This window comes from Streptomyces sp. CY-1, from assembly GCF_047218265.1.
Classification (GTDB): Bacteria; Actinomycetota; Actinomycetes; order Streptomycetales; family Streptomycetaceae; genus Streptomyces; species Streptomyces niphimycinicus.
Genome location: NZ_CP178393.1, coordinates 8,077,055 through 8,100,870 on the forward strand (window position 1 = coordinate 8,077,055; position 23,816 = coordinate 8,100,870).

At 71.3% G+C, this 23,816-nt stretch carries 20 protein-coding genes and 1 pseudogene; 17 read left to right on the forward strand and 4 right to left on the reverse strand.

The annotated features are described in order from the left end of the window. Positions 1–67 precede the first annotated feature (67 nt). The 4 genes from ACK1X7_RS34750 to ACK1X7_RS34765 all read left to right on the forward strand — a co-directional run bounded on the left by ACK1X7_RS34750 (position 68) and on the right by ACK1X7_RS34765 (position 4,672). The gene (locus ACK1X7_RS34750; RefSeq protein WP_413116106.1) at positions 68–2,680 is read left to right on the forward strand and encodes an ATP-binding protein; all 2,613 of its coding nucleotides are present in this window, start codon (positions 68–70) and stop codon (positions 2,678–2,680) included. Further along, positions 2,677–3,360: a response regulator gene (locus ACK1X7_RS34755; RefSeq protein ID WP_361494890.1), complete on the forward strand. Its 684-nt coding sequence runs from the start codon at positions 2,677–2,679 to the stop codon at positions 3,358–3,360. Before ACK1X7_RS34750 ends, ACK1X7_RS34755 begins: the two co-directional genes overlap by 4 nt. 61 nt (positions 3,361–3,421) lie before the next feature. Then, a complete protein-coding gene (locus ACK1X7_RS34760) occupies positions 3,422–3,850 on the forward strand; it encodes an OB-fold nucleic acid binding domain-containing protein (protein ID WP_014055423.1) in 429 nt (142 codons plus the stop codon). Between the two features lie 3 nt (positions 3,851–3,853). Beyond that, positions 3,854–4,672: a DUF3159 domain-containing protein gene (locus ACK1X7_RS34765; RefSeq protein WP_385144159.1), complete on the forward strand. Its 819-nt coding sequence runs from the start codon at positions 3,854–3,856 to the stop codon at positions 4,670–4,672. A gap of 12 nt (positions 4,673–4,684) precedes the next feature. On the opposite strand, the pseudogene ACK1X7_RS34770 reads toward ACK1X7_RS34765, so the two are convergent. Then, positions 4,685–5,356: pseudogene (locus ACK1X7_RS34770) on the reverse strand (potassium channel family protein); the annotation flags it as partial. Next, positions 5,353–6,021 carry a potassium channel family protein gene (locus tag ACK1X7_RS34775; RefSeq protein ID WP_059141662.1) on the reverse strand — a complete coding sequence of 223 codons (669 nt, stop codon included), beginning with the start codon at positions 6,019–6,021 and terminating at the stop codon, positions 5,353–5,355. The pseudogene ACK1X7_RS34770 and the gene ACK1X7_RS34775, both read right to left, overlap by 4 nt. Before the next feature lie 624 nt (positions 6,022–6,645). Here ACK1X7_RS34775 and ACK1X7_RS34780 point away from each other — a divergent pair. The 8 genes from ACK1X7_RS34780 (at position 6,646) to ACK1X7_RS34815 (ending at position 15,733) form a co-directional block, all read left to right on the forward strand. After that, positions 6,646–8,157 carry an ATP-binding protein gene (locus ACK1X7_RS34780; protein ID WP_385144161.1) on the forward strand — a complete coding sequence of 504 codons (1,512 nt, stop codon included), beginning with the start codon at positions 6,646–6,648 and terminating at the stop codon, positions 8,155–8,157. Further along, positions 8,154–8,582, forward strand: a complete 429-nt coding sequence (locus ACK1X7_RS34785) for a roadblock/LC7 domain-containing protein (RefSeq protein ID WP_211123298.1) — start codon at positions 8,154–8,156, stop codon at positions 8,580–8,582. The genes ACK1X7_RS34780 and ACK1X7_RS34785 overlap by 4 nt, the downstream gene beginning before the upstream one ends. After that, positions 8,579–8,935, forward strand: coding sequence for a DUF742 domain-containing protein (locus tag ACK1X7_RS34790; RefSeq protein ID WP_385144163.1), 357 nt, complete (start codon positions 8,579–8,581; stop codon positions 8,933–8,935). Before ACK1X7_RS34785 ends, ACK1X7_RS34790 begins: the two co-directional genes overlap by 4 nt. Beyond that, positions 8,913–9,527 (forward strand): GTP-binding protein, encoded by a 615-nt coding sequence (locus ACK1X7_RS34795; RefSeq protein WP_385144164.1) that lies wholly within the window; start codon positions 8,913–8,915, stop codon positions 9,525–9,527. Before ACK1X7_RS34790 ends, ACK1X7_RS34795 begins: the two co-directional genes overlap by 23 nt. Next, complete coding sequence (locus tag ACK1X7_RS34800) at positions 9,524–10,996, forward strand: cytochrome P450 (protein WP_390792735.1); 1,473 nt, start codon at positions 9,524–9,526, stop codon at positions 10,994–10,996. The genes ACK1X7_RS34795 and ACK1X7_RS34800 overlap by 4 nt, the downstream gene beginning before the upstream one ends. Next, positions 10,978–12,093: a cytochrome P450 family protein gene (locus ACK1X7_RS34805; RefSeq protein WP_385144167.1), complete on the forward strand. Its 1,116-nt coding sequence runs from the start codon at positions 10,978–10,980 to the stop codon at positions 12,091–12,093. Before ACK1X7_RS34800 ends, ACK1X7_RS34805 begins: the two co-directional genes overlap by 19 nt. 88 nt (positions 12,094–12,181) lie before the next feature. Beyond that, on the forward strand, positions 12,182–14,272 hold the full coding sequence (locus tag ACK1X7_RS34810) for an APC family permease (RefSeq protein WP_390792736.1): 2,091 nt from the start codon (positions 12,182–12,184) through the stop codon (positions 14,270–14,272). A 117-nt stretch (positions 14,273–14,389) separates the two neighbouring features. After that, complete coding sequence (locus ACK1X7_RS34815; protein ID WP_385144171.1) at positions 14,390–15,733, forward strand: class I SAM-dependent RNA methyltransferase; 1,344 nt, start codon at positions 14,390–14,392, stop codon at positions 15,731–15,733. A gap of 36 nt (positions 15,734–15,769) precedes the next feature. Here ACK1X7_RS34815 and ACK1X7_RS34820 read toward each other — a convergent pair whose 3' ends face one another. Further along, complete coding sequence (locus ACK1X7_RS34820; protein WP_390792738.1) at positions 15,770–16,711, reverse strand: hypothetical protein; 942 nt, start codon at positions 16,709–16,711, stop codon at positions 15,770–15,772. Positions 16,712–16,854: 143 nt separating this feature from the next. Next, positions 16,855–19,020, reverse strand: a complete 2,166-nt coding sequence (locus tag ACK1X7_RS34825) for an MMPL family transporter (RefSeq protein WP_390792739.1) — start codon at positions 19,018–19,020, stop codon at positions 16,855–16,857. A gap of 496 nt (positions 19,021–19,516) precedes the next feature. Between ACK1X7_RS34825 and ACK1X7_RS34830 the strand changes: the two genes are divergently transcribed. The 5 genes from ACK1X7_RS34830 to mmuM all read left to right on the forward strand — a co-directional run bounded on the left by ACK1X7_RS34830 (position 19,517) and on the right by mmuM (position 23,806). After that, the gene (locus tag ACK1X7_RS34830; RefSeq protein WP_390792740.1) at positions 19,517–20,674 is read left to right on the forward strand and encodes an ATP-binding protein; all 1,158 of its coding nucleotides are present in this window, start codon (positions 19,517–19,519) and stop codon (positions 20,672–20,674) included. A 58-nt stretch (positions 20,675–20,732) separates the two neighbouring features. Then, complete coding sequence (locus ACK1X7_RS34835; RefSeq protein ID WP_385144187.1) at positions 20,733–21,056, forward strand: nucleotide pyrophosphohydrolase; 324 nt, start codon at positions 20,733–20,735, stop codon at positions 21,054–21,056. A gap of 306 nt (positions 21,057–21,362) precedes the next feature. Beyond that, a complete protein-coding gene (locus ACK1X7_RS34840) occupies positions 21,363–21,848 on the forward strand; it encodes a DUF6099 family protein (RefSeq protein WP_078644322.1) in 486 nt (161 codons plus the stop codon). A gap of 18 nt (positions 21,849–21,866) precedes the next feature. Continuing rightward, positions 21,867–22,790: an LLM class F420-dependent oxidoreductase gene (locus ACK1X7_RS34845; protein ID WP_385144179.1), complete on the forward strand. Its 924-nt coding sequence runs from the start codon at positions 21,867–21,869 to the stop codon at positions 22,788–22,790. Between the two features lie 23 nt (positions 22,791–22,813). Next, complete coding sequence (gene mmuM, locus ACK1X7_RS34850; protein ID WP_390792741.1) at positions 22,814–23,806, forward strand: homocysteine S-methyltransferase; 993 nt, start codon at positions 22,814–22,816, stop codon at positions 23,804–23,806. Positions 23,807–23,816: the final 10 nt, after the last annotated feature.

The following is a 23,816-nucleotide window of genomic DNA, read 5'->3' on the forward strand; positions in this document are numbered from 1 at the left end:
TCTAAAAGCGTCGCCCTCTGGCAGCTCGCCATGAGCTCAGGCGCCGTCCAACAGGGAAAATAGGGGTATGGGACGCGGAAAGTTGCGGATCTACCTCGGTGCGGCACCGGGCGTGGGCAAGACATACGCGATGCTGTCCGAGGGGCATCGCCGGGTCGAGCGGGGCGCGGACCTCGTGGTCGGCTTCGTGGAGCACCATGGCCGTCGCCGTACCCAGGTGATGATGCACGGGCTCGAGGAGGTGCCCCGCCGGGAGCTGGAGTACCGGGGGAGCACCTTCACCGAGATGGACGTGGACGCGGTGCTGGCGCGCCGCCCCGCCATCGCGCTCGTCGACGAGCTGGCCCACACCAACGTCCCCGGCTCCCGCAACGAAAAGCGCTGGCAGGACGTCGAGGAGCTGCTGCGCGCGGGCATCGACGTGGTCTCCACCGTCAACATCCAGCACCTGGAGTCGCTGGGCGACGTCGTGGAGTCGATCACGGGGGTGCGCCAGCGGGAGACCCTCCCGGACGAGGTGGTGCGCCGGGCCGACCAGATCGAGCTGGTCGACATGTCGCCCCAGGCGCTGCGCCGCCGTATGGCGCACGGCAACATCTACGCGCCCGACAAGGTCGACGCCGCGCTCTCGAACTACTTCCGGCCCGGGAACCTGACCGCGCTGCGCGAGCTGGCCCTGCTGTGGACCGCCGACCGGGTCGACGAATACCTCCAGCAGTACCGCGACGAGCACTCCATCCGCTCCACCTGGCAGGCGCGTGAGCGCATCGTCGTCGGGCTGACCGGCGGCCCGGAGGGACGGACCCTGATCCGCCGCGCCGCCCGGATGGCGGCCAAGGGCTCCGGCAGCGAGATCCTCGCCGTCTACATCGCCCGCAGCGACGGCCTGACCTCGGCCTCCCCCAAGGAGCTGGCGGTCCAGCGCACCCTGGTGGAGGACCTCGGCGGGACCTTCCACCACGTCATAGGGGAGGACATCCCGGGGGCGCTGCTGGAGTTCGCCCGCGGTGTCAACGCGACCCAGATCGTGCTGGGCTCCAGCCGCCGCAAGACCTGGCAGTACGTCTTCGGACCCGGGGTGGGCACCATGGTCGCCCGTGACTCCGGGCCCGACCTGGACGTCCACATCGTCACCCATGACGAGGTCGCCAAGGGCCGCGGGCTGCCGGTGGCGCGCGGCGCCCGGCTCGGCCGCTCCCGGCTGATCGCGGGCTGGGTGGTCGGGGTGGCCGGACCGGCCCTGCTCACCCTGCTGCTCACCGGCACCGGCGCCACCCTCGCCTCCGAGGCCGGGCCCGGCTTCGCCAACGAGGTGCTGCTCTTCCTGTTCCTCAATGTGCTGGCCGCCCTGCTGGGCGGCATGGTGCCCGCCCTCGCCTCGGCGGCCGTCGGCTCGCTGCTGCTCAACTACTACTTCACCCCGCCGACCCACACCCTGACCATCGCCGACCCCGAGAACATCGTCGCCATAGCGATCTTCGTGGCGGTCGCCGTCTGTGTGGCCTCCGTGGTCGATCTCGCCGCCCGCCGCACCCACCAGGCCGCCCGGCTGCGGGCCGAGTCCGAGATACTGTCGTTCCTCGCGGGCAGCGTGCTGCGCGGCGAGACCAGCCTGGAGGCGCTGCTGGAGCGGGTCCGCGAGACGTTCGCCATGGACTCGGTGGCGCTGCTGGAGCGGGAGAGCGATGTCGCCCCCTGGACCTGCGCGGGCAGCGTCGGCAGCCACGAGGGCACCCCGGCGCCCGAACGGCCCGAGGACGCGGAGGTGGACATGCCGGTCGGCGACCATATGGCGCTCGCGCTCTCCGGCCGGGTTCTGCCCGCCGAGGACCGCCGGGTGCTCGCCGCCTTCGCCGCCCAGGCCGCCGTCGTCCTCGACCGGCAGCGGCTGGCCCAGCAGGCCGGGCAGGCCCGTGAGCTGGCCGAGGGGAACCGCATCCGCACCGCGCTGCTCGCCGCCGTCAGCCACGATCTGCGCACCCCGCTCGCGGCCATCAAGGCGGCCGTGAGCTCCCTGCGCTCCGATGACGTCGCCTGGTCGGAGGAGGACGAGGCCGAGCTGCTGGAGGGCATCGAGGACGGCGCCGACCGGCTGGACCACCTGGTGGGCAACCTCCTGGACATGTCCCGGCTCCAGACCGGCACCGTCACCCCGCTCATCCGGGAGATCGACCTGGACGAGGTGGTGCCGATGGCGCTCGTCGGCGTCCCCATGGCCAAGGTCACCCTCGACATCCCCGAGGAGCTGCCGATGGTCGCGGTCGACCCCGGGCTGCTGGAGCGCGGCGTCGCCAACATCGTGGAGAACGCGGTGAAGTACAGCCCGCCGGACCGCCCCGTGCTGGTCTCCGCGAGCGCCCTCGGCGACCGGGTGGAGCTGCGGGTGGCCGACGGCGGCCCGGGCGTGCCGGACAGCGAGAAGGACCGCATCTTCGAGCCCTTCCAGCGGTACGGGGACGCCCCGCGTGGCGCCGGGGTCGGCCTCGGGCTGGCCGTCGCCCGCGGCTTCGCCGAGGCCATGGGCGGCCGGCTGACCGCCGAGGACACCCCGGGCGGCGGTATGACCATGGTGCTCACGCTGGGTGTCGCCGCGGGCCGCCCGCCGGTCGACCCCGGCTTCCCGGTCCAGGTCGGCTCCACGTCAGGCACAACGACACGGAAAGGCAGGCCCGCCACATGAACCGGGTGCTTGTGGTCGACGACGAGCCGCAGATCGTACGCGCCCTCGTGATCAACCTGAAGGCGCGCAAGTACGAGGTCGACGCCGCCGCGGACGGCGCCACCGCGCTCCGGCTGGCAGCCGCTCGCCATCCCGATGTGATCGTGCTCGACCTCGGCCTGCCCGATATGGACGGGGTGGAGGTGATCAAGGGGCTCCGGGGCTGGACCCGGGTGCCGATCCTGGTGCTCTCCGCCCGTCAGACCTCGGACGAGAAGGTCGAGGCCCTCGACGCCGGGGCGGACGACTACGTCACCAAGCCGTTCGGCATGGACGAGCTGCTCGCCCGGCTGCGCGCGGCCGTCCGCCGTGCCGAGCCCGCCGGGCAGCCGGACGACTCGGCGGTGGTGGAGACCGACGCGTTCACCGTCGACCTGGCCGCCAAGAAGGCCCATCGCGACGGCCGCGATGTGCGGCTGACGCCCACCGAATGGCATCTGCTGGAGGTCCTGGTGCGCAACGCCGGCCGCCTGGTCAGCCAGAAGCAGTTGCTTCAGGAGGTCTGGGGCCCCTCGTACGGCACCGAGAGCAACTATCTGCGGGTCTATATGGCGCAGTTGCGCCGCAAGCTGGAGGCCGATCCCTCGCATCCGCGGCACTTCGTCACCGAGCCGGGGATGGGCTACCGGTTCGAGCGGTGAGTGGGGCGGGCGATGAGTGCGGGACGGCGTTTCGGCGTCGGCGCACCGGTACGCTGGCCGTATGAGTTCCGTACCCCACCCCTCCGACGGGGCCGACAGGGGAGTCAGGTCCGACAAACCGGTCGGCCGGTTCCGGCGGATGCTGGACCGGCTGTCGAGCTCCCAGGAGGAACTGCACTCCGCCGAGCTCCAGCAGGACGCGGAGGCCGCGGGCTGCACCAAGATCGGCGACTGCGGCGACCGTCAGATCGTCAAGGTGACGGGCACGCTGCGCACGGTGACGCTCAGACCGCGGGCCGGAGTGCCCGCGCTGGAGGCGGAGCTCTTCGACGGCACCGCCGCGCTGGACGTGGTGTGGCTGGGCCGTCGCTCCATCATCGGGATAGAACCGGGGCGCAAGCTGATCGCCTCGGGCCGGATCTCCATGAGCCATGGGCGCCGGGTGCTGTTCAATCCGAAGTACGAACTCCGACCGCTCGGACAGGAGTAGCCGGTGACGCCAGACGACAAGACGACCCCGACCGGGCACCGAAGCGCCGCCGCCGACAGCAGGGCGGCGGCGGACACCGCGCTCCTGGAGGCGTTCGGCGGGGTGCGGGGCATGGTGGACACCACCGTCCCCGGTCTGGTCTTCGTTCTGCTGTACACGATCAACCGCGACATCCACCTCGCCGCGATCGCCGCGCTCGGTCTCACCGTGCTGCTGGCGGTCGCCCGGCTGGTGCGCAAGGAGACGCTGAAGCACGCCTTCAGCGGGGTGTTCGGGGTCGCGTTCGGCGCGATCTTCGCGATGATGTCCGGCGACGCGAAGAACTTCTATCTGCCGGGCATGCTCTACACCCTGGGCCTGGCGATCGCCTACATTCTCTCGGCGATCTTCCGCTTTCCGCTGATCGGGGTGTTGCTCGGGCCGATGCTGAAGGAGAACCTCTCCTGGCGCACCCGTAACCCCGGCCGGTTCCGCGCCTACACCCGGTCCACCTGGGCGTGGGGGCTGATTCTGCTGGCCAAGTCGGCGGTGCTGTTCCCGCTCTACTGGTGGGGGGACGCCACCCAGCTCGGCTGGGTGAAGGTCGCGCTCGGCATTCCGCCGTTCCTGCTCTGTGTCTATCTGACCTGGATCTTCCTCGCGAAGGCCCCGCCGCCGATCGATGTGATCGCGGAGATGGAGGCGGAGGAGAAGGCCGAGCGGGAGCGGAAGTCCCAGGTTGGCGCGGCCGCCGCCGATCCGGTGCTCTCGGAGTGGACCGACCAGATCGTGTCCGAGGCGCGTACCGAATCGGCCGACCGGCAGCCACCGCCCCGGCACTGAAGCCACTGAGACCGCGGCGTCCTGGCGCTGGACGGACAGCAACTGCTCGAGCTGCTCCTCGCGCGCCTGTGCCGCGACGAACAGCAGCTCGTCACCGGCCTCCAGCACATCGTCCTTGTTCGGGGTCAGCACGCGGGTGCCGCGGATGATGGTGACCAGCGTGGTGTCCTCCGGCCACTCCACATCGCCGACCCGGGTGCCCACCAGCGCCGCCTCCGGCGGCAGCGTCAGCTCCACCAGGTTGGCGTCGCCGTGGCTGAAGCGGAGCAGCCGCACCAGATCGCCGACGCTCACCGCCTCCTCGACCAGCGCCGACATCAGACGCGGGGTGGAGACGGCGACATCGACGCCCCATGCCTCGTTGAACAGCCACTCGTTCTTGGGGTTGTTGACCCGGGCGACCACCCGGGGCACCCCGTACTCGGTCTTGGCGAGCAGCGAGACGACCAGATTGACCTTGTCGTCACCGGTGGCCGCGATGACCACATTGCAGCGCTGGAGGGCCGCCTCGTCCAGCGAGGTGATCTCGCACGCGTCGGCCAGCAGCCACTCGGCCTGCGGCACCCGCTCCACCGAGATGGCGGTCGGCGCCTTGTCGATGAGGAGCACCTCGTGCCCGTTCTCCAGCAGCTCGCTCGCGATGGAACGCCCCACGGCGCCCGCACCCGCAATGGCAACCCTCATCGGTTCGCCTCCTCAGGGCCCTTTTCGAAGGCTGCCTCGACCTTCTCCACCTCGTCGGTGCGCATCATCACATGCACCAGGTCGCCCTCCTGAAGCACCGTCCCGGAGGTCGGCAGCATCGCCTCGCCGAGCCGGGTGAGGAACGCGACCCGCACTCCGGTCTCCTCCTGGAGCACGCTGACCTTGTGGCCCACCCATGAGGGGGAGATGTGCACCTCGGCGAGCTGCACCCCGCCGCTGGGGTCCCGCCAATGCGGCTCCGCACCGGACGGCAGCAGCCGCCGCAGCATCTGGTCGGCCGTCCAGCGCACCGTGGCCACGGTCGGGATGCCGAGGCGCTGGTAGACCTCGGCGCGGCGGGGGTCGTAGATACGGGCCGCCACGTTCTCCACCCCGAACATCTCGCGGGCCACCCGGGCCGCGATGATGTTGGAGTTGTCACCGCTGCTCACCGCGGCGAAGGCCCCGGCCTCCTCGATGCCCGCCTCGCGCAGGGTGTCCTGGTCGAAGCCGACGCCGGTCACCCGGCGCCCGCCGAAGCCCGCACCCAGGCGGCGGAAGGCGGTGGGGTCCTGGTCGACGACCGCGACCGTGTGCCCCTGTTGCTCCAGGGTCTGGGCGAGGGCCGCGCCCACCCGGCCACAGCCCATGATCACGATATGCATGCGTCTTACCCCGCACTCCAGATGACCGTGCCGACCTGCGCAAACACCCTGCTCACATCTTCCTTCCAGGACCTACGGGGCGACAGCGGGGCGGGACCCCGATGCCGGTGCCCGGGGACGACGGGAGTCGGCCGCCGCGGCACCTGTACCCAACCGTATCCGCACCGGCGGCCCGCTCCCTCGTCCGCGCGCGACGGTCGGGAGATGAACGTGGTGACGTATGACATAGCGGGAAAGTTCCCGCGATGATCGGCGATGCGGGGAGGCGGTCGGAGGTGATCGCAGAAGCACAGAGAAGGCACTGGACAGCGAAGGGCAACGATCATTTCCGGTTGCGGACGCGGAGTGAAAAGGCTGTTGGTGATCAGCCTCGACGACTACGGTGGGCCCGGGTTACGGCGCTTCATCGGTGGTCGCAACCCTTCATCTTTGCCTGAAATCCCGGATCTTCACCGAAACCACATGACAAATGCCGAGCGATTGCCGCTGGTTCGAACTTTGTCACGGGCGTCGGATACTAGGTCACAACATGGCTAAGATGATCGCCGTATTCCGTTTCCGGACGGGACATCAGGGCTCTGAATCGTTCCTTCCGCGCCCGCGTTCTTCTGCACGAGGTTCCTGATGACTGATCACATAACGGAGGCGGTGAGCTGGTGTCTGGCCGCCGCGCTTCTCGTCGTCCTGGTGCTTCTGATCCGCCAGCGGCAGATCACCGCCGGAGTCCGCAGGCGAAACGCCACTCTCGAGGACAGCCTGCGCTCCCGTGACGAGGAGGTGCAGCACCTCGTCGACGTACGGCTCCCCTCGATCGCCGATGTGCTGAGCCAGCCCGGCCCGCTGCCGGGCCTGCGGGACGAGAAACTGGCCGGTACGGCCTTCGCGCAGAGCCTGCACGCCGTCATGGAACAGTTCACCCGCGCGGTGGACAAGGCACAGACGCGCGCCGACGCCTCCGCCAAGGCGGCGCTCAAGGCGTCCATGCGAGCCGTCCAGGGACTCGCCAACGAGCAGCAGGTGTCCATCTCCGAGATGCAGGAGCGGCACGACAACCCCGATGTGCTGCGGGACCTGCTGGAGATCGACCACGCCAACGCCCAGTTCGGCCGGCGCGCCCAGGCCATCGCCGTGCTCTGCGGTTCCTGGCCCGGCCGTCAGCGGCTGGCCTCCTCGCTGACCGATGTCGTCCGCGGCTCCAAGTCGCGGATCCGCGACTACCAGCGGGTGCAGGTGCACGCGCTGATCGACGTCGCCGTGGTGAGCCGGTCCGTGGAGCCCGTCGTGCTCGCGGTCGCCGAGCTGCTGGACAACGCCGCCCGCCACTCGCAGCCCAACACCTCGGTCGAGGTCAGCCTCCAGCCGGTGCACAACGGGGCCTGCATCGTGATCGACGACGCCGGTGTGGGCATGGACGGCCTGGAGGTCCAGCGGGCCGCCGCCCTGCTCTCCGGCCAGCGCGCCGTGGACGTCTCCCGGCTCGGCGACCCGCCGCAGTTCGGCTTCGCCGTGGTGGGCCTGCTGGCCGCGCGGTACGGCTTCAGCGTCTCGGTGGACACCCGGTCCCCGTACGGCGGTGTGCGCGCCGTGCTGTTCCTCCCGAGCGAGCTGCTCACCCATATCGACCCCGACGGCCGGCCGGCCGCCGCGGCGCAGGACCCCGAGGGCGCCGAGCCGCTGCACACCCTGCCCTCCCGCCGTACCCGCGCCCCCAGAAGAGCGCGGCAGGCACATGCCGCTCCGGCCGAGGCCCAGACCCCGCCCCGGGCCCAGGTGCCGCCCCAGGCCCCGCCTCCGGCGCCCGCTCCTGCCCCCACGCCCGCCCCGGCACCGGCACCCGCCCCGGCGCCCCAGCCGTCCCTGGGCGACGACGAGGCCACCCGCGTGTACGGCACCACGCAGGGCGGACTGCCCAAGCGCCGCCGCCGGCAGGCCGCCGCCACCCCGCCGACCGCCGACTGGTCCATGGGGGCCGGGCGGACCGGCGCCGCCGAATCCGACGACACCGGCGCGCACCGCGCGCGTTCGGCGGAGGAAACCGCCTCGCGGTTGGGCGCGTTCGCGCGCGGCACCCGCTCCGGCCGTGCCGACACCCAGAACTCCGCCCCTCACCATGACGAAGGGAATCGCCAGGCATGAACGACCATCTCAACAACGAGCTCGGCTGGATGCTCGACGAGGTCGTCAAGATGCCGGAGGCACGGCACGCGATCCTGCTCTCCGCGGACGGGATGCTGCGGGCGTACTCCGAGGGCATCGCCCGCGACGAGGCCGAGCGCCAGGCCGCAGCACTCTCCGGGCTTCAGTCGATCAGCCGCTCCACCTCCGAGTTCTGTGATCCGCATGAGACGCCCTGGCAGCAGACGCTGGTCGAGTTCGTCGGCGGGTACGTCTTCCTGATCGCCGCCGGGCCCGGCGCGTATCTGGCGGTCTCGGCCACCGAGGCCGTGGACATGGAGGCGGTCAGCTACCGGATGCAGAAGCTGGTCGACCGGCTCGGCAAGGAGCTCACCAGCCCGCCGCGGCAGGGCCTCCCGCGGCAGGGGATCGGCAGCCACGCATGAGTCCGGGGCGGCGCGAACGAGGGTTGGTACGGCCGTATGTGGTCACCGACGGCCGTGCCTACCCGACTCGCAACACCTTCGACCTGGTGACCCTGGTCATGGCCCACCCCGACCGGCCGCTCACCGGGCTCAGCCCCGAGAAGCGGCGGGTCATGGAGCTGTGCCTGGGCGGTGCGCTCTCGGTGGCCGAGGTCTCCGGGTACCTGGAGCTGCCCGTCAGCGTCACCAAGGTCCTGCTCGGCGACCTCGTGGACAGCGGCCACGTCTCCACCCGGTCCCCGATCCCCGCCGCCGAGATCCCCGACACCCAGCTTCTCCAGGAGGTGCTCGATGGACTCCGCGCTCGCCTCTGACGACAAGGCGGTCTATCTGTCCCATACGGTGCGGGTGGCGGCGAAGATCCTGGTCGTCGGGCACTTCGCCGTCGGCAAGACGACCTATGTGGGCTCGCTGTCCGAGATCCGGCCGCTGCGCACCGAGGAGACGATGACGCAGGCCGGTGCGCTCATCGACGATCTGCGGGGCACCGAGGACAAGACGACCACCACCGTCGCCATGGACTTCGGCCGGCTGACCCTCAGCGAGTCCCTGGTGCTCTATCTGTTCGGCGCGCCGGGACAGCGGCGCTTCACCCGGCTGTGGCGGGACATGACCAACGGGGCGCTGGGCGCGCTCGTCCTGGCCGACACCCGGCGGCTGGAGCAGTCCTTCCCGGTGATGGCCGTCCTGGAGGAGCACGGACTGCCGTACGCCGTCGCCGTCAACCAGTTCGAGGGCTCTCCCCGCTTCGCGGAGCCGGAGGTCAGGGAGGCCCTCGATCTGCTTCCGGAAACCCCCCTGGTGACCTGCGACGCCCGGGACCGGATCTCCTCCACCCACGCGCTGATCGCCCTCGTCCAATACCTACAGGACCGGCAGAACCGTAGTTCTCAGGAGATCGTGTGACCAACCGTCCAGCCGCCGGCCCCGTTCCCCCACCGGGCTGCCCCGCGCACGCGGGCCCCGCCGAGGCCGTGGGCGATACCGGGCACAGCGGGGCCGTACCGATGTACGGTCCCGAGTTCGCCGCCGACCCGCACGGCGCCTATGCGCGGATGCGCGCCACCCATGGGCCGATCGCACCGGTCGAGCTGACGCCGGGGGTGTACGCCTCGCTGGTCACCAGCTACCCGCTCGGCCTGGAGATCCTGCGCGACACCGAGCGGTTCGCCAAGGACCCGCGCGGCTGGCGGGCGATGCAGGACGGAAGCGTGGGGCCGGACAACCCGGTCGCCCCGATGCTGATGTACCGGCCGAACGCGCTGTTCGCCGACGGGGAGGCACACGCCCGGCTGCGCGGGGCGATCACCGACAGCCTGGACCGGGTGGATCCGCACGCCCTCAGCGAATACGTCGAGCGCAGCGCCGAGACGCTGATCGACGCCTTCGCCTCCCGGGGCGAGGCCGACCTGATCACCGAGTACGCGTCGGTGCTCCCGCTGCTGGTCTTCAACCAGCTCTTCGGCGCACGCCCGGCGGACGGGCCGAAGCTGGTCGAGACGATGATGAAGCTCTTCGACAGTGGCGAAGAGGCGGCGGCGGCCAACGACGCGCTGCTCCACTGGATCTCCGGCCTGCTGGCGGACAAGCGCAAGCAGCTCTCCGCCGACGTCACCTCCTGGCTGATCGCGCATCCCTCGCAGCTCACCGACGACGAGCTGATGCAGCAGATGATCCTGCTGATGGCGGCCGGTACCGACCCTCAGCAGAATCTGATCGCCAACGCGCTGCGCCTGCTGCTGTCGGACGACCGCTTCGCCGGTGAGCTGTCCGGCGGCAGCATGCCCGTCGAGGACGCGCTGGACGAGGTCCTGTGGAACGACCCGCCGATGGCCAACTACGGCACCCGGTTCCCCCGGTACGACTGCGACGTGGCGGGCGTACGGCTGCGCAGGGGCGAACCGGTGCTCATCAGCTACGCCGCGGCCAACCACGAGGCGTCCCTGGCCTCCGACCGCCGGTCCGGCAACCGGGCCCATCTGGCCTGGAGCGCGGGCGCCCACCGCTGCCCCGCCGAGCGGCCCGCCCGGGTGATCGCCTCCGTGGCCATCGAGCGGCTCCTGGACCGCCTCCCGGACATGGAGCTGGCGGTCCCCGTCGAGCGGCTGACCTGGCGGACCGGGCCCTTCGCCCGCGCTCTGGTCGCCCTCCCGGTGCGCTTCCCCGCCCAAGCGGTGGCCGCGCACGAGCCGTTCGCGGCGCCCATGTCCGAGCCGGTCCGATTCGACGAGACCTCTGGAGTCAGCCAATGGAATCCCGTCCCATCGTCCTCGACCCCGCCGGCCGCGACATCGCCGGAGAGGCAGCCCGAGTCGCCGCAGGCGGCGAGGCGACGCTTGTTGAGCTTCCTGACGGCGTGGTGGCGTGGGCAATAACCCGCCAGCGCACCCTCAAGGAGCTGCTGACCGACCCCCGGGTCTCCAAGGACCCCCGGCAGCACTGGCCCGCGTGGATCAACGGTGAGATCACGCCCGAGTGGCCGCTGATCACCTGGGTCGCCGTCGAGAACATGTTCACGGCCTACGGCGCCGACCACCGGCGGCTGCGCACCCTGGTCTCCAAGGCGTTCACCGCCCGGCGCACCGCCGCCCTGCGGCCGCGCGTCGAGGAGATCTGCACCACGCTCCTGGACGACCTGGCCGCCGCCCCGGGCGAGGTGGTCGACCTGCGCGAGGCGTACGCGTACCCGCTGCCGATCCAGGTGATCTCCGAGCTGTTCGGGCTCGACGACGAGAACCTGCGCGAGCGGATGCGCCGGGTCGTGGACAGCATCTTCCACACCTCCGCCTCCCCGGAGGAGGTCACCGCCACCTTCAACGAGATGTACGCCGTCCTCGGCGAGCTGGTGGCCACCAAGCGCGAGCGGCCCGGCGACGACCTCACCAGCGGGCTGATCGCGGTGCGGGACGAGGAGAGCGGCTCCAAGCTCAGCGAGAAGGAGCTGACCGACACCCTCGCCCTGTTCCTCTCGGCCGGTCATGAGACCACGGTCAACCTGCTGGACAACGCCATCCACGCGCTGCTCACCCGGCCCGAACAGCTCGAGCACGTCCGGGCCGGCCGGGCCACCTGGGACGATGTGATCGAGGAGACGCTGCGGCACTCCGCCCCGGTCGCCAACCTGCCGCTGCGCTACGCCGTGGAGGACATCGAGCTGGACGGCGGCGTGGTGCTGCGCAAGGGCGACGCGATCCTGGCCGCCTACGCGGCCGCCGGACGCGACCCGGAGGTGCACGGCGAGGACGCGGACCGCTTCGACGTCACCCGGCGGCTCAAGAGCCATCTGGCGTTCGGCCACGGCGTCCATCTGTGCGTCGGCGCCCCGCTGGGCCGGCTGGAGGCCGCGATCGCGCTCCCGGCGCTCTTCGACCGCTTCCCGGGGCTCACGCTCGCATCCGGGCAGGAGCCGCTGGAGCCGGTGGAGTCCTTCATCTCCAACGGCCACCGCACGCTCCCCGCGCGCCTGGCCTGATCGCCTCCGCCGCACTGCTCCCGCCCGCCCCTATTCCCGGGGGTGGGCGGGTGGGCGGGGGCCCCGGCTACCCCTTACGATCCTCTGCGTGTCCAAACTGACCGACCTCCCGAAACGGATCCTGATCGGGCGGGCCCTGCGCAGCGACAAGCTGGGGGAGACTCTCCTCCCCAAGCGCATCGCGCTCCCCGTCTTCGCTTCCGACCCCCTGTCCTCCGTCGCGTATGCGCCGGGGCAGGTGATGATCGTTCTATCCGTGGCGGGTGCGTCGGCCTACCACTACAGCCCGTGGATCACGATCGCCATCATCGTGCTGATGTTCACGGTGGTCGCCTCGTACCGCCAGAACGTGCACGCGTACCCCAGCGGGGGCGGTGACTACGAGGTCGCCACCACCAACCTCGGCCCCAAGGCGGGTCTGACGGTCGCCAGCGCCCTGCTGGTCGACTACGTCCTCACGGTGGCGGTGTCGATCTCCTCCGGTGTGGAGAACCTCGGTTCGGCCGTCCCCTTCTTCGTCGAGAACAAGACACTGTGCGCGGTCGGGATCATCCTGCTGCTGACGCTCATGAACCTGCGGGGCGTACGGGAGTCGGGCAAGCTCTTCGCGATCCCCACCTATGTCTTCGTCGGCGGCGTCTTCGTGATGATCCTGTGGGGCGCCTACCGCGGGCTGGTCCTGGGTGACGACATGAAGGCCCCCACCGCGGGCTACGAGGTCCACGCCGAGCAGACCGGACTGGCCGGCTTCGCGCTGATCTTCCTGCTGCTGCGCGCGTTCTCGGACGGCTGCGCCGCGCTGACCGGCGTCGAGGCGATCAGCAACGGCGTGCCCGCCTTCCGCAAGCCCAAGAGCCGTAACGCGGCGACGACGCTGGCGCTGATGGGCGGCCTCGCCGTGACCATGTTCGTCGGCATCATCACGCTGGCCCTGGTGACCAACGTCAAGATGGCCGAGAACCCCGCGCAGGACCTGCTGAAGAACGGCACCCCGCTCGGCGCCGACTACACCCAGAACCCGGTGATCTCGCAGGTCGCGGCCGCGGTCTTCGGCGACGGCTCGTTCTTCTTCGTGGTGCTGGCCGCGGCCACCGCGCTGGTGCTGTTCCTGGCCGCCAACACCGCGTACAACGGCTTCCCGCTGCTCGGCTCGATCCTGGCCCAGGACCGCTATCTGCCCCGCCAGCTCCACACCCGCGGCGACCGGCTCGCCTTCTCCAACGGCATCGTGCTGCTCGCCTCGGCCGCCGCGGTCCTGGTCTACCTCTACGGGGCCGACTCCACCCGGCTGATCCAGCTCTACATCGTCGGCGTCTTCGTCTCCTTCACCCTCAGCCAGACCGGCATGGTGCGGCACTGGAACCGCCATCTGGCCACCGAGCGGGACCCGAACGCCCGCCGCCGGATGGTCCGCGCCCGCGCGATCAACACCTTCGGGGCCTTCTTCACCGGCCTGGTGCTGGTCGTGGTGCTGCTGACGAAGTTCACCCACGGCGCCTGGGTCGCCCTGCTCGGCATGGTCATCTTCTACGTCACCATGACGGCCATCAGGCGCCACTACGACGGCGTCTCCGAGGAGCTCGCGGCGGCCACCGAACAGCTCGACGAGGAGGAGGTGCGCCCCTCCCGGGTGCACTCCCTGGTGCTGGTCTCCAAGGTCCACAAGCCGACGCTGCGCGCCCTGGCCTACGCCAAGCTGATGCGCTCCCACCGGCTGGAGGCGCTGAGCATCAATGTGGACCCCGCCGAGACCAAGGCGCTCCAGCGGGTGTGGCAGGAGCGCGGCATCGATGTGCCGCTGAAGATCCTCGACTCGCCCTACCGCGAGATCACCCGGCCGGTCATCGACTACGTCAAGAGCCTGCGCCGGGAGAGCCCGCGCGATGTGGTCTCCGTCTTCATCCCCGAGTACGTGGTCGGCCACTGGTACGAGCATCTGCTGCACAACCAGAGCGCGCTGCGGCTCAAGGGGCGGCTGCTGTTCACCCCGGGCGTCATGGTCACCTCCGTGCCGTGGCAGCTCGACTCCTCCGAGCTGGCCCGGAAGCGGGCGCGCAAGCGGGCCGAGTGGAACGCCCCGGGGGCGGTGCGACGCGGCCCGGTGATCCCGGCCAAGCGGGAGAAGGGCGAGAAGGGGCCCAAGGGCGAGAAGCCGGGCGTCACCTCGCAGGTTCCCTGACGGTAGGCCCGTGGTCCCGGGGCACCAGGGCGTGACGGGGTGCGGGCGGGCGCGACGTAGACTGGTGGGCTGTTGTCCCACCGCGCCCCCTCACCCCCTCTGGAGCCTGAACCCGCCATGCAAAGTGAACCCAAGGCATCGCTGGTCGGCGAGGAGTACGAGGTCGAGGTCGGCCCGGTGGCGCACGGCGGCCACTGCATCGCCCGGACCGGCGAGGGCCAGGTGCTCTTCGTCCGGCACGCGCTGCCCGGTGAGCGGGTCGTCGCCCGGGTGACCGAGGGCGAGGAGGGCGCGCGCTTCCTGCGTGCCGACGCGGTGCGGGTGCTGGACGCCTCCAAGGACCGGGTCGAGGCGCCGTGCCCGTTCGCCGGCCCCGGCAAATGCGGCGGCTGCGACTGGCAGCACGCGGCCCCCGGCGCCCAGCGCAGGCTGAAGGCCGAGGTGATCACCGAGCAGCTCGCCCGGCTGGCGGGACTCACCCCCGAGGAGGCGGGCTGGGACGGCACGGTCGAGCCCGCGCCCGGCGACAAGGTGGCCCGCGGCGAGGTCCCGGCCTGGCGCACCCGGGTGCAGTACGCGGTGGACGAGCAGGGCCGGCCCGGACTGCGCCGCCACCGCTCGCATGAGGTCGAGCCGGTCGACCACTGCCTGATCGCCGCCCCCGGCGTCACCGAACTCGGCGTCGAGAAGCGCGAATGGCCCCAGATCGCCACCGTGGAGGCCATCGCCGCCACCGGCTCCTCCGACCGCCAGGTCGTCCTCACCCCGCGCCCCGGCGGCCGGCTGCCGATCGTCGAATTGGACCGGCCGGTCTCGGTGCTGCGGGTCAGCGAGTCCCGCGGCCGTGAGCGGACCCGTCTGGTGCACCGCGTCCACGGCCGCCCCTTCGTCCGCGAGCGCGCGGCGGGCCGCACCTGGCGGGTCGGCGAGGCCGGTTTCTGGCAGGTCCACCCCAAGGCGGCGGATGTCCTGGTCGAGGCCGTCATGCAGGGCCTGATGCCCCGCCAGGGCGAGACGGCCCTCGATCTGTACTGCGGGGTCGGCCTCTTCGCGGGCGCGATCGCCGAGCGGGTGGGGGAGCGCGGCGCGGTGCTGGGCATCGAGTCCAGCAAGCGCTCGGTGGAGGACGCCCGGCACAATCTCCAGGACCTGGAGCGGGTCCGCGTCGAGCACGGCAAGGTCGAGCAGGTGCTGCCCCGCACCGGGATCACCGAGGCCGACCTCATCGTCCTGGACCCGCCCCGCGCGGGCGCCGGCAAGGAGACGGTGACCCGCCTCGCGGCCCTGGGTGCCCGCCGCATCGCCTACGTCGCCTGCGACCCGGCGGCACTCGCCCGCGACCTGAAGTACTTCCGCGAGGAGGGCTACTCCCCGCGCCGCACCCGCGCCTTCGACCTCTTCCCGGTCACCCACCATGTGGAGTGCGTGGCGGTGCTGGAGCCCACGCGCGAGGGGCGCTGAGGCGGGCGGCCCCGGCCTCGGCGTGCCCGCGCGGCATCAGCCGGGCGGGGCGGCGGCCACTTCCGGGCGGGTCGGGGACGGGCCCCGGGTGAGCGTCCACATCATCGCGCCACCCGCCACGACGGCGCACAGGTGCAGGGTGATCGCGAGGCCCAACCGCTCGGGGAGCGCGACGTCCGGGGGCGCCGCGAGCGCGACGTACAGCGTGAGGGGCAGTTTCCAGCCGCTCCACGCGAAGAGCGAGCCCGAGCCGAGCCAGCCGAGGACCGACGGCAGCCAGCGGGGGAGCCGTCCTGGTCCTTCGCGGCCCGGTCGTGCCACGGCGAACGCGGCGACCAGCGCCCACGTGCCGCAGATCCCGCACAGCAGTCGCCAGGGGGCGCGACCCTCGGCGGGGTGGGCGAGCCCGGTGGTGCCGCCCGCCGCCCAGTACAGCCACATCAGCCCGACGGCGGCACCGAGCGCCACGGCCGCCCGGCCGAGCGGTGAGGGCCCGCCGCCCCGGCCGGTGAACGCCTCCGGCCAGCGCCTGCGCAGATAGGCGGGGAGCGCGAGGGTGAGGCCCAGGCCCATGCCGATGAAGCCGAACTGGATCAGCGCCGCCTCCCAGCCGGGCATCTTGGGGTCGTTGTCGCCCCCGGAGGTGTCCGGCTCCGACAGCAGCGAGTCGGCCAGCGCGTACGGCAGCATCGACACCAGGAACCCCGCGCCGACCCAGGCGCAGAACACCAGCGGCACCCCGGGCAGCCGCATCCCCCAGGGCCGGGCCAGCGCCAGCCCGAGAGTGATCCCGACGGCCGCCATGCCGACCGTCACCGTGTTGAGCACCACCCACTCGACGAGCCCGAACCCGGCCCCGACCGGCGCCAGTCCGAGCAGCGAGCCGACCACCCACGACACCTTGATCATGGCATACGGTGCCATGGCGGCGGCGCTTCCGTACGCGGCCAGCCGCCCCACCTGGTCCCACCGGTCCATCGAGCTGTCCTTCTGTGCGCTGCGATCAGCTTCTTCGGTGCGTTGCGATCGGCTTTGTGCTCGGCGTCGGGGACCGCCTCTCGCACCGGTGGCCCTCCGCGACGATGTCGCGAAGGGCCACCGGGTCGTTCGGGCGTGTCAGGTCACACCCGTACGGTCTCGCCCGCCGCATCGGGCTCCTCGGCCCGCCCGGGGCCGGAGGCGCCGGACGTGTCGGGGGAGTCGTGGCGGTGGTTGGGCCACCACGCCTTGGAGCCGAGCATCGCGGTCACCGTCGGCACCAGCAGCAGCGCCATGATGAACGCGGTGAGCAGGATGCCGAAGGCCACGGCGAAGCCCATCTGCTGGAGCATGGTGTTGCTGGCCAGCATCAGCACACCGAAGGTGCCCGCCAGGATGATGGCGGCCGAACCGATCGTCGGCGCCGACTGGGACACCGCGAGCCGGGCCGCCTCGGTCGGCGTCTTGCCCTTCCTGACCTCCTCCCGCAGCCGTGCCACCATGAGGATGTTGTAGTCCGTGCCGATCGCCACCACGAAGAGATAGACGATGATCGGCAGCATGAAGAGCAGGCCGTCCTCGCCCCGGACGTTCTGGAACAGCCAGACCGTGGAGCCCAGGGTCGCGGCGAAGCCGAGGCCGACGGCGAGCATCAGATACAGCGGCGCCACCACGCTGCGCAGCAGCAGGCCGAGGATCAGCATGATGGCCAGGCCCGCGACCGGGAACACCAGCCGGTAGTCGTGGTTGACCGCGTCCTCGATATCGGCCAGCACCGCGGTCGACCCGCCCACCAGGGCCTTGGAGCCCTCGGGCGCGGAGCCGTGCGCGGTGTCCCGCAGCTCCCCGGAGACCAGCTCGATGGCCTTGTCGGAGGCGGGCCGGTACTTCAGCACCACGCTGAACTGGGCCACGTCGCCCTTGGGGTTGAGCACGGCGGGGGAGACCTCGCCGACGCCCTCGACCGCCGTCAGCTTCTGCCGGAACCCGGTCAGCGCCGAGGCGTCCAGTTTGCCGCCGTTCGACTGGACGTAGACCAGGCTCGGGTCGGACTCGCCGGCCGAGAAGCTCTTCTGGAGCTCCGCCATGGCATGGACGGACTCCAGGTCCTTGGGGAGCGTACTGTCCGTGTCGAACTGGGCCTTGAAGCCGAGCGCACCCACCGCGAGGACCGCCAGCACACCGGCGGACACCGCGGCGATCAGCCCGGGACGGCGCGACACCAGGGAGCCGGCGCCGTTGGCGAGCCGGTTGCGGGGGGCCTTCTTCCATGCCTTGGACGGCCAGAACGCCTTCGTCCCCAGCAGCGAGAACACCGCTGGGACCAGGGTGAGGGCCGCCACGAGCGTCACCGCGACGGAGATCGCCAGCGAGGGCCCCATGGCACGCAGACTGCCCATCGTCGACAGCACCAGGGCGAGGAAGGCCACGATGACCGCACCGGCCGCCGAGGCGATGGTCTCGCCGACCCGGGTGACCGCGTCGACCAGGGCCTCCTTGGGCTGCTGGCCCTTACGGAGATGTTCGCGGTAGCGGAACAGCAGGAACAGCATGTAGTCCGTGCCGACGCCGAACAGCACCACGATCAGGATCGCGGACACGCTGCTGTCGGCCTCGAGTCCGAACCAGTCGCTGGCGGTGGCGATCAGACCCTGGGCCATGATGAACATCACCAGGATCATCAGCACGGGCATCAGCGCGATGAGCGGACTGCGGAAGATGGCGCCGAGCAGCACGATGATCAGGACCAGGGTGGCCATCATGATCATGGCGTCGGTGTCACCCGAGGACTCGGTGGCATCGAGCCCCGAGGCCGCAGGACCGGTCACATCGACCTTGAGCGAGGTGCCCTTCAGCAGCGTGTCGCGGTCCTCGCGGAGGTCCTTGATCGACTGCTGGGTGTCCTCGTCGTAGACGTCCTTCTTGGTCGAGTAGATGTTGGCCAGCGCCATCTTGCCGTCCTTGGAGACGGCCTCGGGCGTGGTCACCACGGACTTGAAGGTCTCGTACTTCTTGTCCTGGAACCCCGCGGTCGCCTTGGTGACGGCGGCCTTGTCGGCCTCGGAGAGCTTTCCGCCGTCCGACCGCTGGTAGACCAGGATGGCGGCCGCGCTCTCCTGCTGCGGGAACGCATGCTCCTGGAGCTTGGTGACCTTCACCGACTCATAGCGCGACGGCAGGAAGTCGGCCTGGTCGGTGCTGGACTTCAGCGGTGGGGCCAGGATGGCCAGGCCGACCGCCGCGATGACCCACAACGCGACGACCAGCCATGGACGGTGGACGGAAAACCGTCCTATTCGCCCGAACATGACGCTCCTTAGGGATTTAAGGTTCCAGTAAGGGGCACGCTAGGACAGCTATTCAGGCCGCACCATGGGTCCCCGTGGAAATCGACCTGGGGGCTGAGAGCGCCTCCGCCAAAGGGTTTAGGGGAGTGGCCCGCGTATCAGCATCCGTGCTGATGGCACCTCTCGAGCCCGGGCCGACGGCCACCGTAAGAGTCTCCGGTGCCGGTTGGCGGTCGGGTCGTGAAGTGGTGCGGACTGACATGTTGCTGACAAAGTTGGAGCGTGTGGCGGCCTGCCGCGGGCACCCCGCCCACCGCCCCGTCCGCTTCCTGACAAGCCATCCGCCGCACCTCGTCGATGCCCTCGTGCGGCTCGTCAGGGCGCCCGTACAACTCCCGGATCTCCGGTCATCCGCCGCCCCTCGGTCATCATGAGCCACAGCGGCTATCCCCCGATGGTAGGAAGATACGGAAGGCGTAACGGTTCAGCGGTATGTGCCAGAGATATGTTCCGGAGCATGAGCGCATCCGGGCTCCTGCCCGCCAGGACCGAACTGCGGCCCATCGTCTCCGAGTTGAGGCTGTCGGCCTTCAAGACCCACCGCCGCGCCGCCTTCGCGCTGGGCCCGCTGACCCTGATCTCCGGTCCGAGCGGCAGCGGTAAGTCCGGGGTGCTGGAGGCGTACGCCGCGCTCGCGCGGCTCGCGGGCGGCGCGCGGCTCGCGGAGGTGTTCCGCGACCCGGCCGCGTACATCCCGCGCCGGGCGCGGCCGGACCGGCAGGGGCGGCGCGGCTTCCGTATCGGCTGCACCGTGGACGGCCCGGTCGGGCCCGTGCGGCTCGACGTCGCCGTACAGGCCGAGCCCGAACTGCGCATCGTGGGCGAGCGGATGACGGGGGCGGGGGAGACGCTGCTGGAGACGGCGCTGCGCGACCCGGGGCGGCGCTGTGTCCAGGCCGCCTGGCATACGGCGGGGGCGGTCGCGGTGACCCGCGCTCCGCTGCCCGACGACCGGCTGGCGACCTCGCTGCTGCCGCTGCGGGTCGCGGGCACGACGGAGGGTCAGCGGCTCGCGCTGGCCGCCGCCGAGCAGGTGGTCATCGCGCTGCGCTCGGTCTTCCCCTGCGATCCGCGGCCGGAGCGGATGCGGGCGCCGGCGGTGCCGAGGGACGGGCGGCTGCGCGGCGGCTGCGAGAACCTGGCGGCGGTGCTGCGGCGGACCAGCCGGGAGTGCGGCACGCGCCATGCGGCGCTGGTCGCGGCGGTCCGCGCGGGGTGCGTCGGGCCGGTGGAGGGCCTGGTCACCGAGGGGCACGCGGACGGGGTGGTGCGGGCCCTGGTCGAGCAGGGGGAGCTCGGCGCGATGCCCGTGGAGCGGCTGGGCGACGGCGAGTTGCGCTATCTCGCGCTCGCGCTCGTGCTGCTGACCGGGCCCGGGGTGCTGGCCGTGGACCCGGCGGCCGATGTGCTCCCCGCGCGGCAGGTGCTGACCGTGCTGGCCGACGGTTTCGACCGGTGTCTGGACCGGCGGCAGGCGCGGGAGCTCCTGGGGGTGGCGGCCCGGATGTGCGCACGGGGGCACATCCGGCTCGTGGGGACGGTGGGGGACGTGACGGGGGCGGTCGGGGATGCCCCCGTCACGGTGGTAGACCTGGGGCGTGAGCGAGTCCCATGAGAGCGAGCGACGAACCGACAGCCGGACCGGCGACCGAAGCGACGGCCGGACCGACGGCCTGGATGTGGCGGCGCTACAGCGCAGGCTGGCCGCCTTCGCGGCGGCGCGCGACTGGCAGCAGTACCACACCCCCAAGAACCTCGCGGCGGCGCTGAGCGTCGAGGCGTCGGAGCTGGTGGAGATCTTCCAGTGGCTGACGCCGGAGCAGTCGGCGCGGGTGATGGAGGACGAGGGCGCGGCGGCCCGGGTGGAGGACGAGGTCGCCGATGTGCTGGCGTATCTGCTCCAGTTCTGCGAGGTGCTGGGGATCGACGCGCTCGCGGCGCTCTCGGCGAAGATCGACCGGAACGAGGGGCGCTTTCCGGTGAACGGAGGGCGCTGACCGCGAACGGGCCCTGATCGTGAAGAGGCGCTGACCGCGAACGGGGTCTTTGGCGGTGAATGGGGGGTCTGGCGGTGAACGGGGGACTATGACAGTGAACGGGCGCTCTGCCGGTGAACCGTTATCTCGGATGGCCCGCAGGCCCCCTAACCCTCCGCTTCGTCACTCTCCGTAGTGAAAAAGTTATCCACACCGCAACTGTTGTCAACAGATTCCTGAATTCCCCTAGCTTTTCGGCCTGTTAGTCATCACTCTGGGTAGTGGAGGAGTGACGGGCTCGGAAGTCCGTTGAGAGGGGTGCGGGGAATGGACGCGATGCGGCTGATCGGTGTCACCCGGCACGCCCTGGCGAAGGCCGGAGGCGTGCACGACATCGTGGCCGAAGCCTGGCAGGTTCAAGCGTTGGCCGAGGCGGTCGGCGGTTATTTCGTGGTGAGTGGCCCGGCGGCCGCGCGAGCGGAGGCGCGCGGTCTGTGCGAGGCGGGCGGGCGGGCGCGCGGCGCCCTGTTCCACCCGGCGCTGCACCACCCCACGCTGCGCGGCGGCGGTTTACGGGCCGCACAGCTCTCGGAGGTGCGCGATCCGAGAGAGGTGCTGCTGGCGCTGGGGGATCTGCTCGCGGAGGCGGGGTTCGCACTGGTCGGGGTCGCCGCCAATACGGAGGAGGAGGCGCTGTACTGGCAGTGCGTGGAGGCGATCGACGCGGCGGACGAGGCCCGGGACCGGGTGCACGGGATGCTCCGGCATCTCACGTTCCGCGAGTGGGGCGGGGAGTGGGGTGGTGCCGCGTGAAGAGGCAGGATGGGGGTCATGGATCTTCGCATCTTCACCGAGCCCCAGCAGGGGGCGACCTACGACACTCTGCTCACCGTCGCCAAGGCCACCGAGGACCTCGGATTCGACGCCTTCTTCCGGTCCGACCACTATCTGCGCATGGGAAGCGTGGACGGCCTCCCGGGCCCCTCCGACGCCTGGATCACCCTGGCCGGGCTGGCCCGCGAGACCCGGCGGATCCGGCTCGGCACGCTGATGACCGCCGCCACCTTCCGGCTGCCCGGAGTGCTGGCGATCCAGGTCGCGCAGGTCGACCAGATGTCGGGTGGACGAGTCGAGCTGGGCCTGGGCGCGGGCTGGTTCGAGGAGGAGCACCGGGCCTATGGGATCCCCTTCCCCAAGGAGAAGTTCGCCCGGCTGGAGGAGCAGCTCGCCATCGTCACCGGGCTGTGGCAGACCCCGGTCGGCGAGACCTTCGGCTACGACGGTGCCCACTACCAGCTCGTGGACTCCCCGGCGCTGCCCAAGCCCGCGCAGAGCAAGGTGCCGGTGCTGATCGGCGGCCAGGGGGCGACGCGTACACCGCGGCTGGCCGCCCAGTACGCGGACGAGTTCAATATGCCGTTCGCCTCGGTCGAGGACAGTGAGCGCCAGTTCGGCCGGGTGCGGAAGGCGGCCGAGGCCACCGGCCGCAAGGGCGACGACCTGGTGTACTCCAACGCGCTCGTGGCGTGCGTGGGCAGGGACGACGCCGAGGTCGCCCGGCGGGCCGCGGCGATCGGCCGGGAGGTCGAGGAGCTGAAGGAGAACGGGCTGGCGGGCTCCCCGGCCGAGGTCGTCGACAAGATCGGCCGCTATGCGGAGGCGGGCGCCTCCCGGATGTACCTCCAGATGCTGGACCTCCAGGACCTCGACCATCTGGAGCTGATTTCTTCGCAGGTCCAGGCCCAGTTGGGCTGAGCGAACCACCAGGAGCACCCGTGATGTCCGTATCCCGCACGTCCTTGGCCACCGCGTTGGAGCGCGGACCGCTCGTCCTCGACGGCGGGTTGTCCAACCAACTGGAGGCACAGGGCTGCGATCTCTCCGACGAGCTGTGGTCGGCCCGGCTGCTGGCCGATGACCCGGGGCAGATCGAGGCGGCCCACACCGCATACGCACGGGCGGGCGCACGGGTGCTCATCACCAGCAGCTATCAGGCCACCTACGAGGGCTTCGCGCACCGGGGCGTGGGCCATGAGGAGGCCACGGCGCTGCTGAGGCGCAGTGTCGAGCTGGCGCGCACGGGGGCCGAGCGGGCGGCGGCGGGCGACCGGGTGGCGGCTCGTGACCAGGCCGAGGGCGGCCAGGCGGCGGGCGGTGACCGGGCCGCGGACGACCGGGCCCCGGAGCCGGTGTGGGTCGCCGCCTCCGTCGGGCCCTATGGGGCGATGCTGGCGGACGGCAGCGAGTACCGCGGGCGGTACGGACTGAGCGTGGCCGAGCTGGCGCGGTTCCACCGGCCGAGGATCGAGGCGCTGGCCGCGGCCGGGCCGGATGCGCTGGCGCTGGAGACGGTGCCGGACGCCGATGAGGCCGCGGCGCTGCTGAGCGCCGTCGAGGGATGCGGGGTGCCGGTATGGCTCTCCTACAGCATCGCGGGGGAGACCACCCGGGCCGGGCAGCCCCTGAGGGAGGCGTTCGCCCTGGCCGCGGGGGTCGACCAGGTGATCGCCGTGGGCGTCAACTGCTGTGAGCCGGGCGACGCCGACCGGGCCGTGGAGATCGCTGCCGACATCACCGGCAAGCCGGTGGTGGTCTATCCGAACAGTGGAGAGGAGTGGGATGCCACGGCACGGAGCTGGCGCGGCCGGGCGACCTTCGACCCGGGGCGGGTGAAGGCATGGCGGGACGCGGGGGCGCGGCTCATCGGCGGCTGCTGCCGGGTGGGGCCGGAGCGGATCGCGGAGCTGTCGGCCGTGGTGAGAAACCATTAGGCGAGGAAGG

What these genes read in the sequence shown, in the direction of transcription:
- ACK1X7_RS34795 (WP_385144164.1), top strand. Translation starts at nt 8,913, where the DNA reads ATGGACTCCGCGCTCGCCTCTGACGACAAGGCGGTCTATCTGTCCCAT.
- ACK1X7_RS34845 (WP_385144179.1), top strand. Translation starts at nt 21,867, where the DNA reads ATGGATCTTCGCATCTTCACCGAGCCCCAGCAGGGGGCGACCTACGAC.
- ACK1X7_RS34825 (WP_390792739.1), bottom strand. Translation starts at nt 19,020, where the DNA reads ATGTTCGGGCGAATAGGACGGTTTTCCGTCCACCGTCCATGGCTGGTC.
- ACK1X7_RS34750 (WP_413116106.1), top strand. Translation starts at nt 68, where the DNA reads ATGGGACGCGGAAAGTTGCGGATCTACCTCGGTGCGGCACCGGGCGTG.
- ACK1X7_RS34780 (WP_385144161.1), top strand. Translation starts at nt 6,646, where the DNA reads ATGACTGATCACATAACGGAGGCGGTGAGCTGGTGTCTGGCCGCCGCG.
- mmuM (WP_390792741.1), top strand. Translation starts at nt 22,814, where the DNA reads ATGTCCGTATCCCGCACGTCCTTGGCCACCGCGTTGGAGCGCGGACCG.
- ACK1X7_RS34775 (WP_059141662.1), bottom strand. Translation starts at nt 6,021, where the DNA reads ATGCATATCGTGATCATGGGCTGTGGCCGGGTGGGCGCGGCCCTCGCC.
- ACK1X7_RS34840 (WP_078644322.1), top strand. Translation starts at nt 21,363, where the DNA reads ATGGACGCGATGCGGCTGATCGGTGTCACCCGGCACGCCCTGGCGAAG.
- ACK1X7_RS34790 (WP_385144163.1), top strand. Translation starts at nt 8,579, where the DNA reads ATGAGTCCGGGGCGGCGCGAACGAGGGTTGGTACGGCCGTATGTGGTC.
- ACK1X7_RS34785 (WP_211123298.1), top strand. Translation starts at nt 8,154, where the DNA reads ATGAACGACCATCTCAACAACGAGCTCGGCTGGATGCTCGACGAGGTC.
- ACK1X7_RS34755 (WP_361494890.1), top strand. Translation starts at nt 2,677, where the DNA reads ATGAACCGGGTGCTTGTGGTCGACGACGAGCCGCAGATCGTACGCGCC.
- ACK1X7_RS34820 (WP_390792738.1), bottom strand. Translation starts at nt 16,711, where the DNA reads ATGGACCGGTGGGACCAGGTGGGGCGGCTGGCCGCGTACGGAAGCGCC.
- ACK1X7_RS34815 (WP_385144171.1), top strand. Translation starts at nt 14,390, where the DNA reads ATGCAAAGTGAACCCAAGGCATCGCTGGTCGGCGAGGAGTACGAGGTC.
- ACK1X7_RS34760 (WP_014055423.1), top strand. Translation starts at nt 3,422, where the DNA reads ATGAGTTCCGTACCCCACCCCTCCGACGGGGCCGACAGGGGAGTCAGG.
- ACK1X7_RS34830 (WP_390792740.1), top strand. Translation starts at nt 19,517, where the DNA reads ATGAGCGCATCCGGGCTCCTGCCCGCCAGGACCGAACTGCGGCCCATC.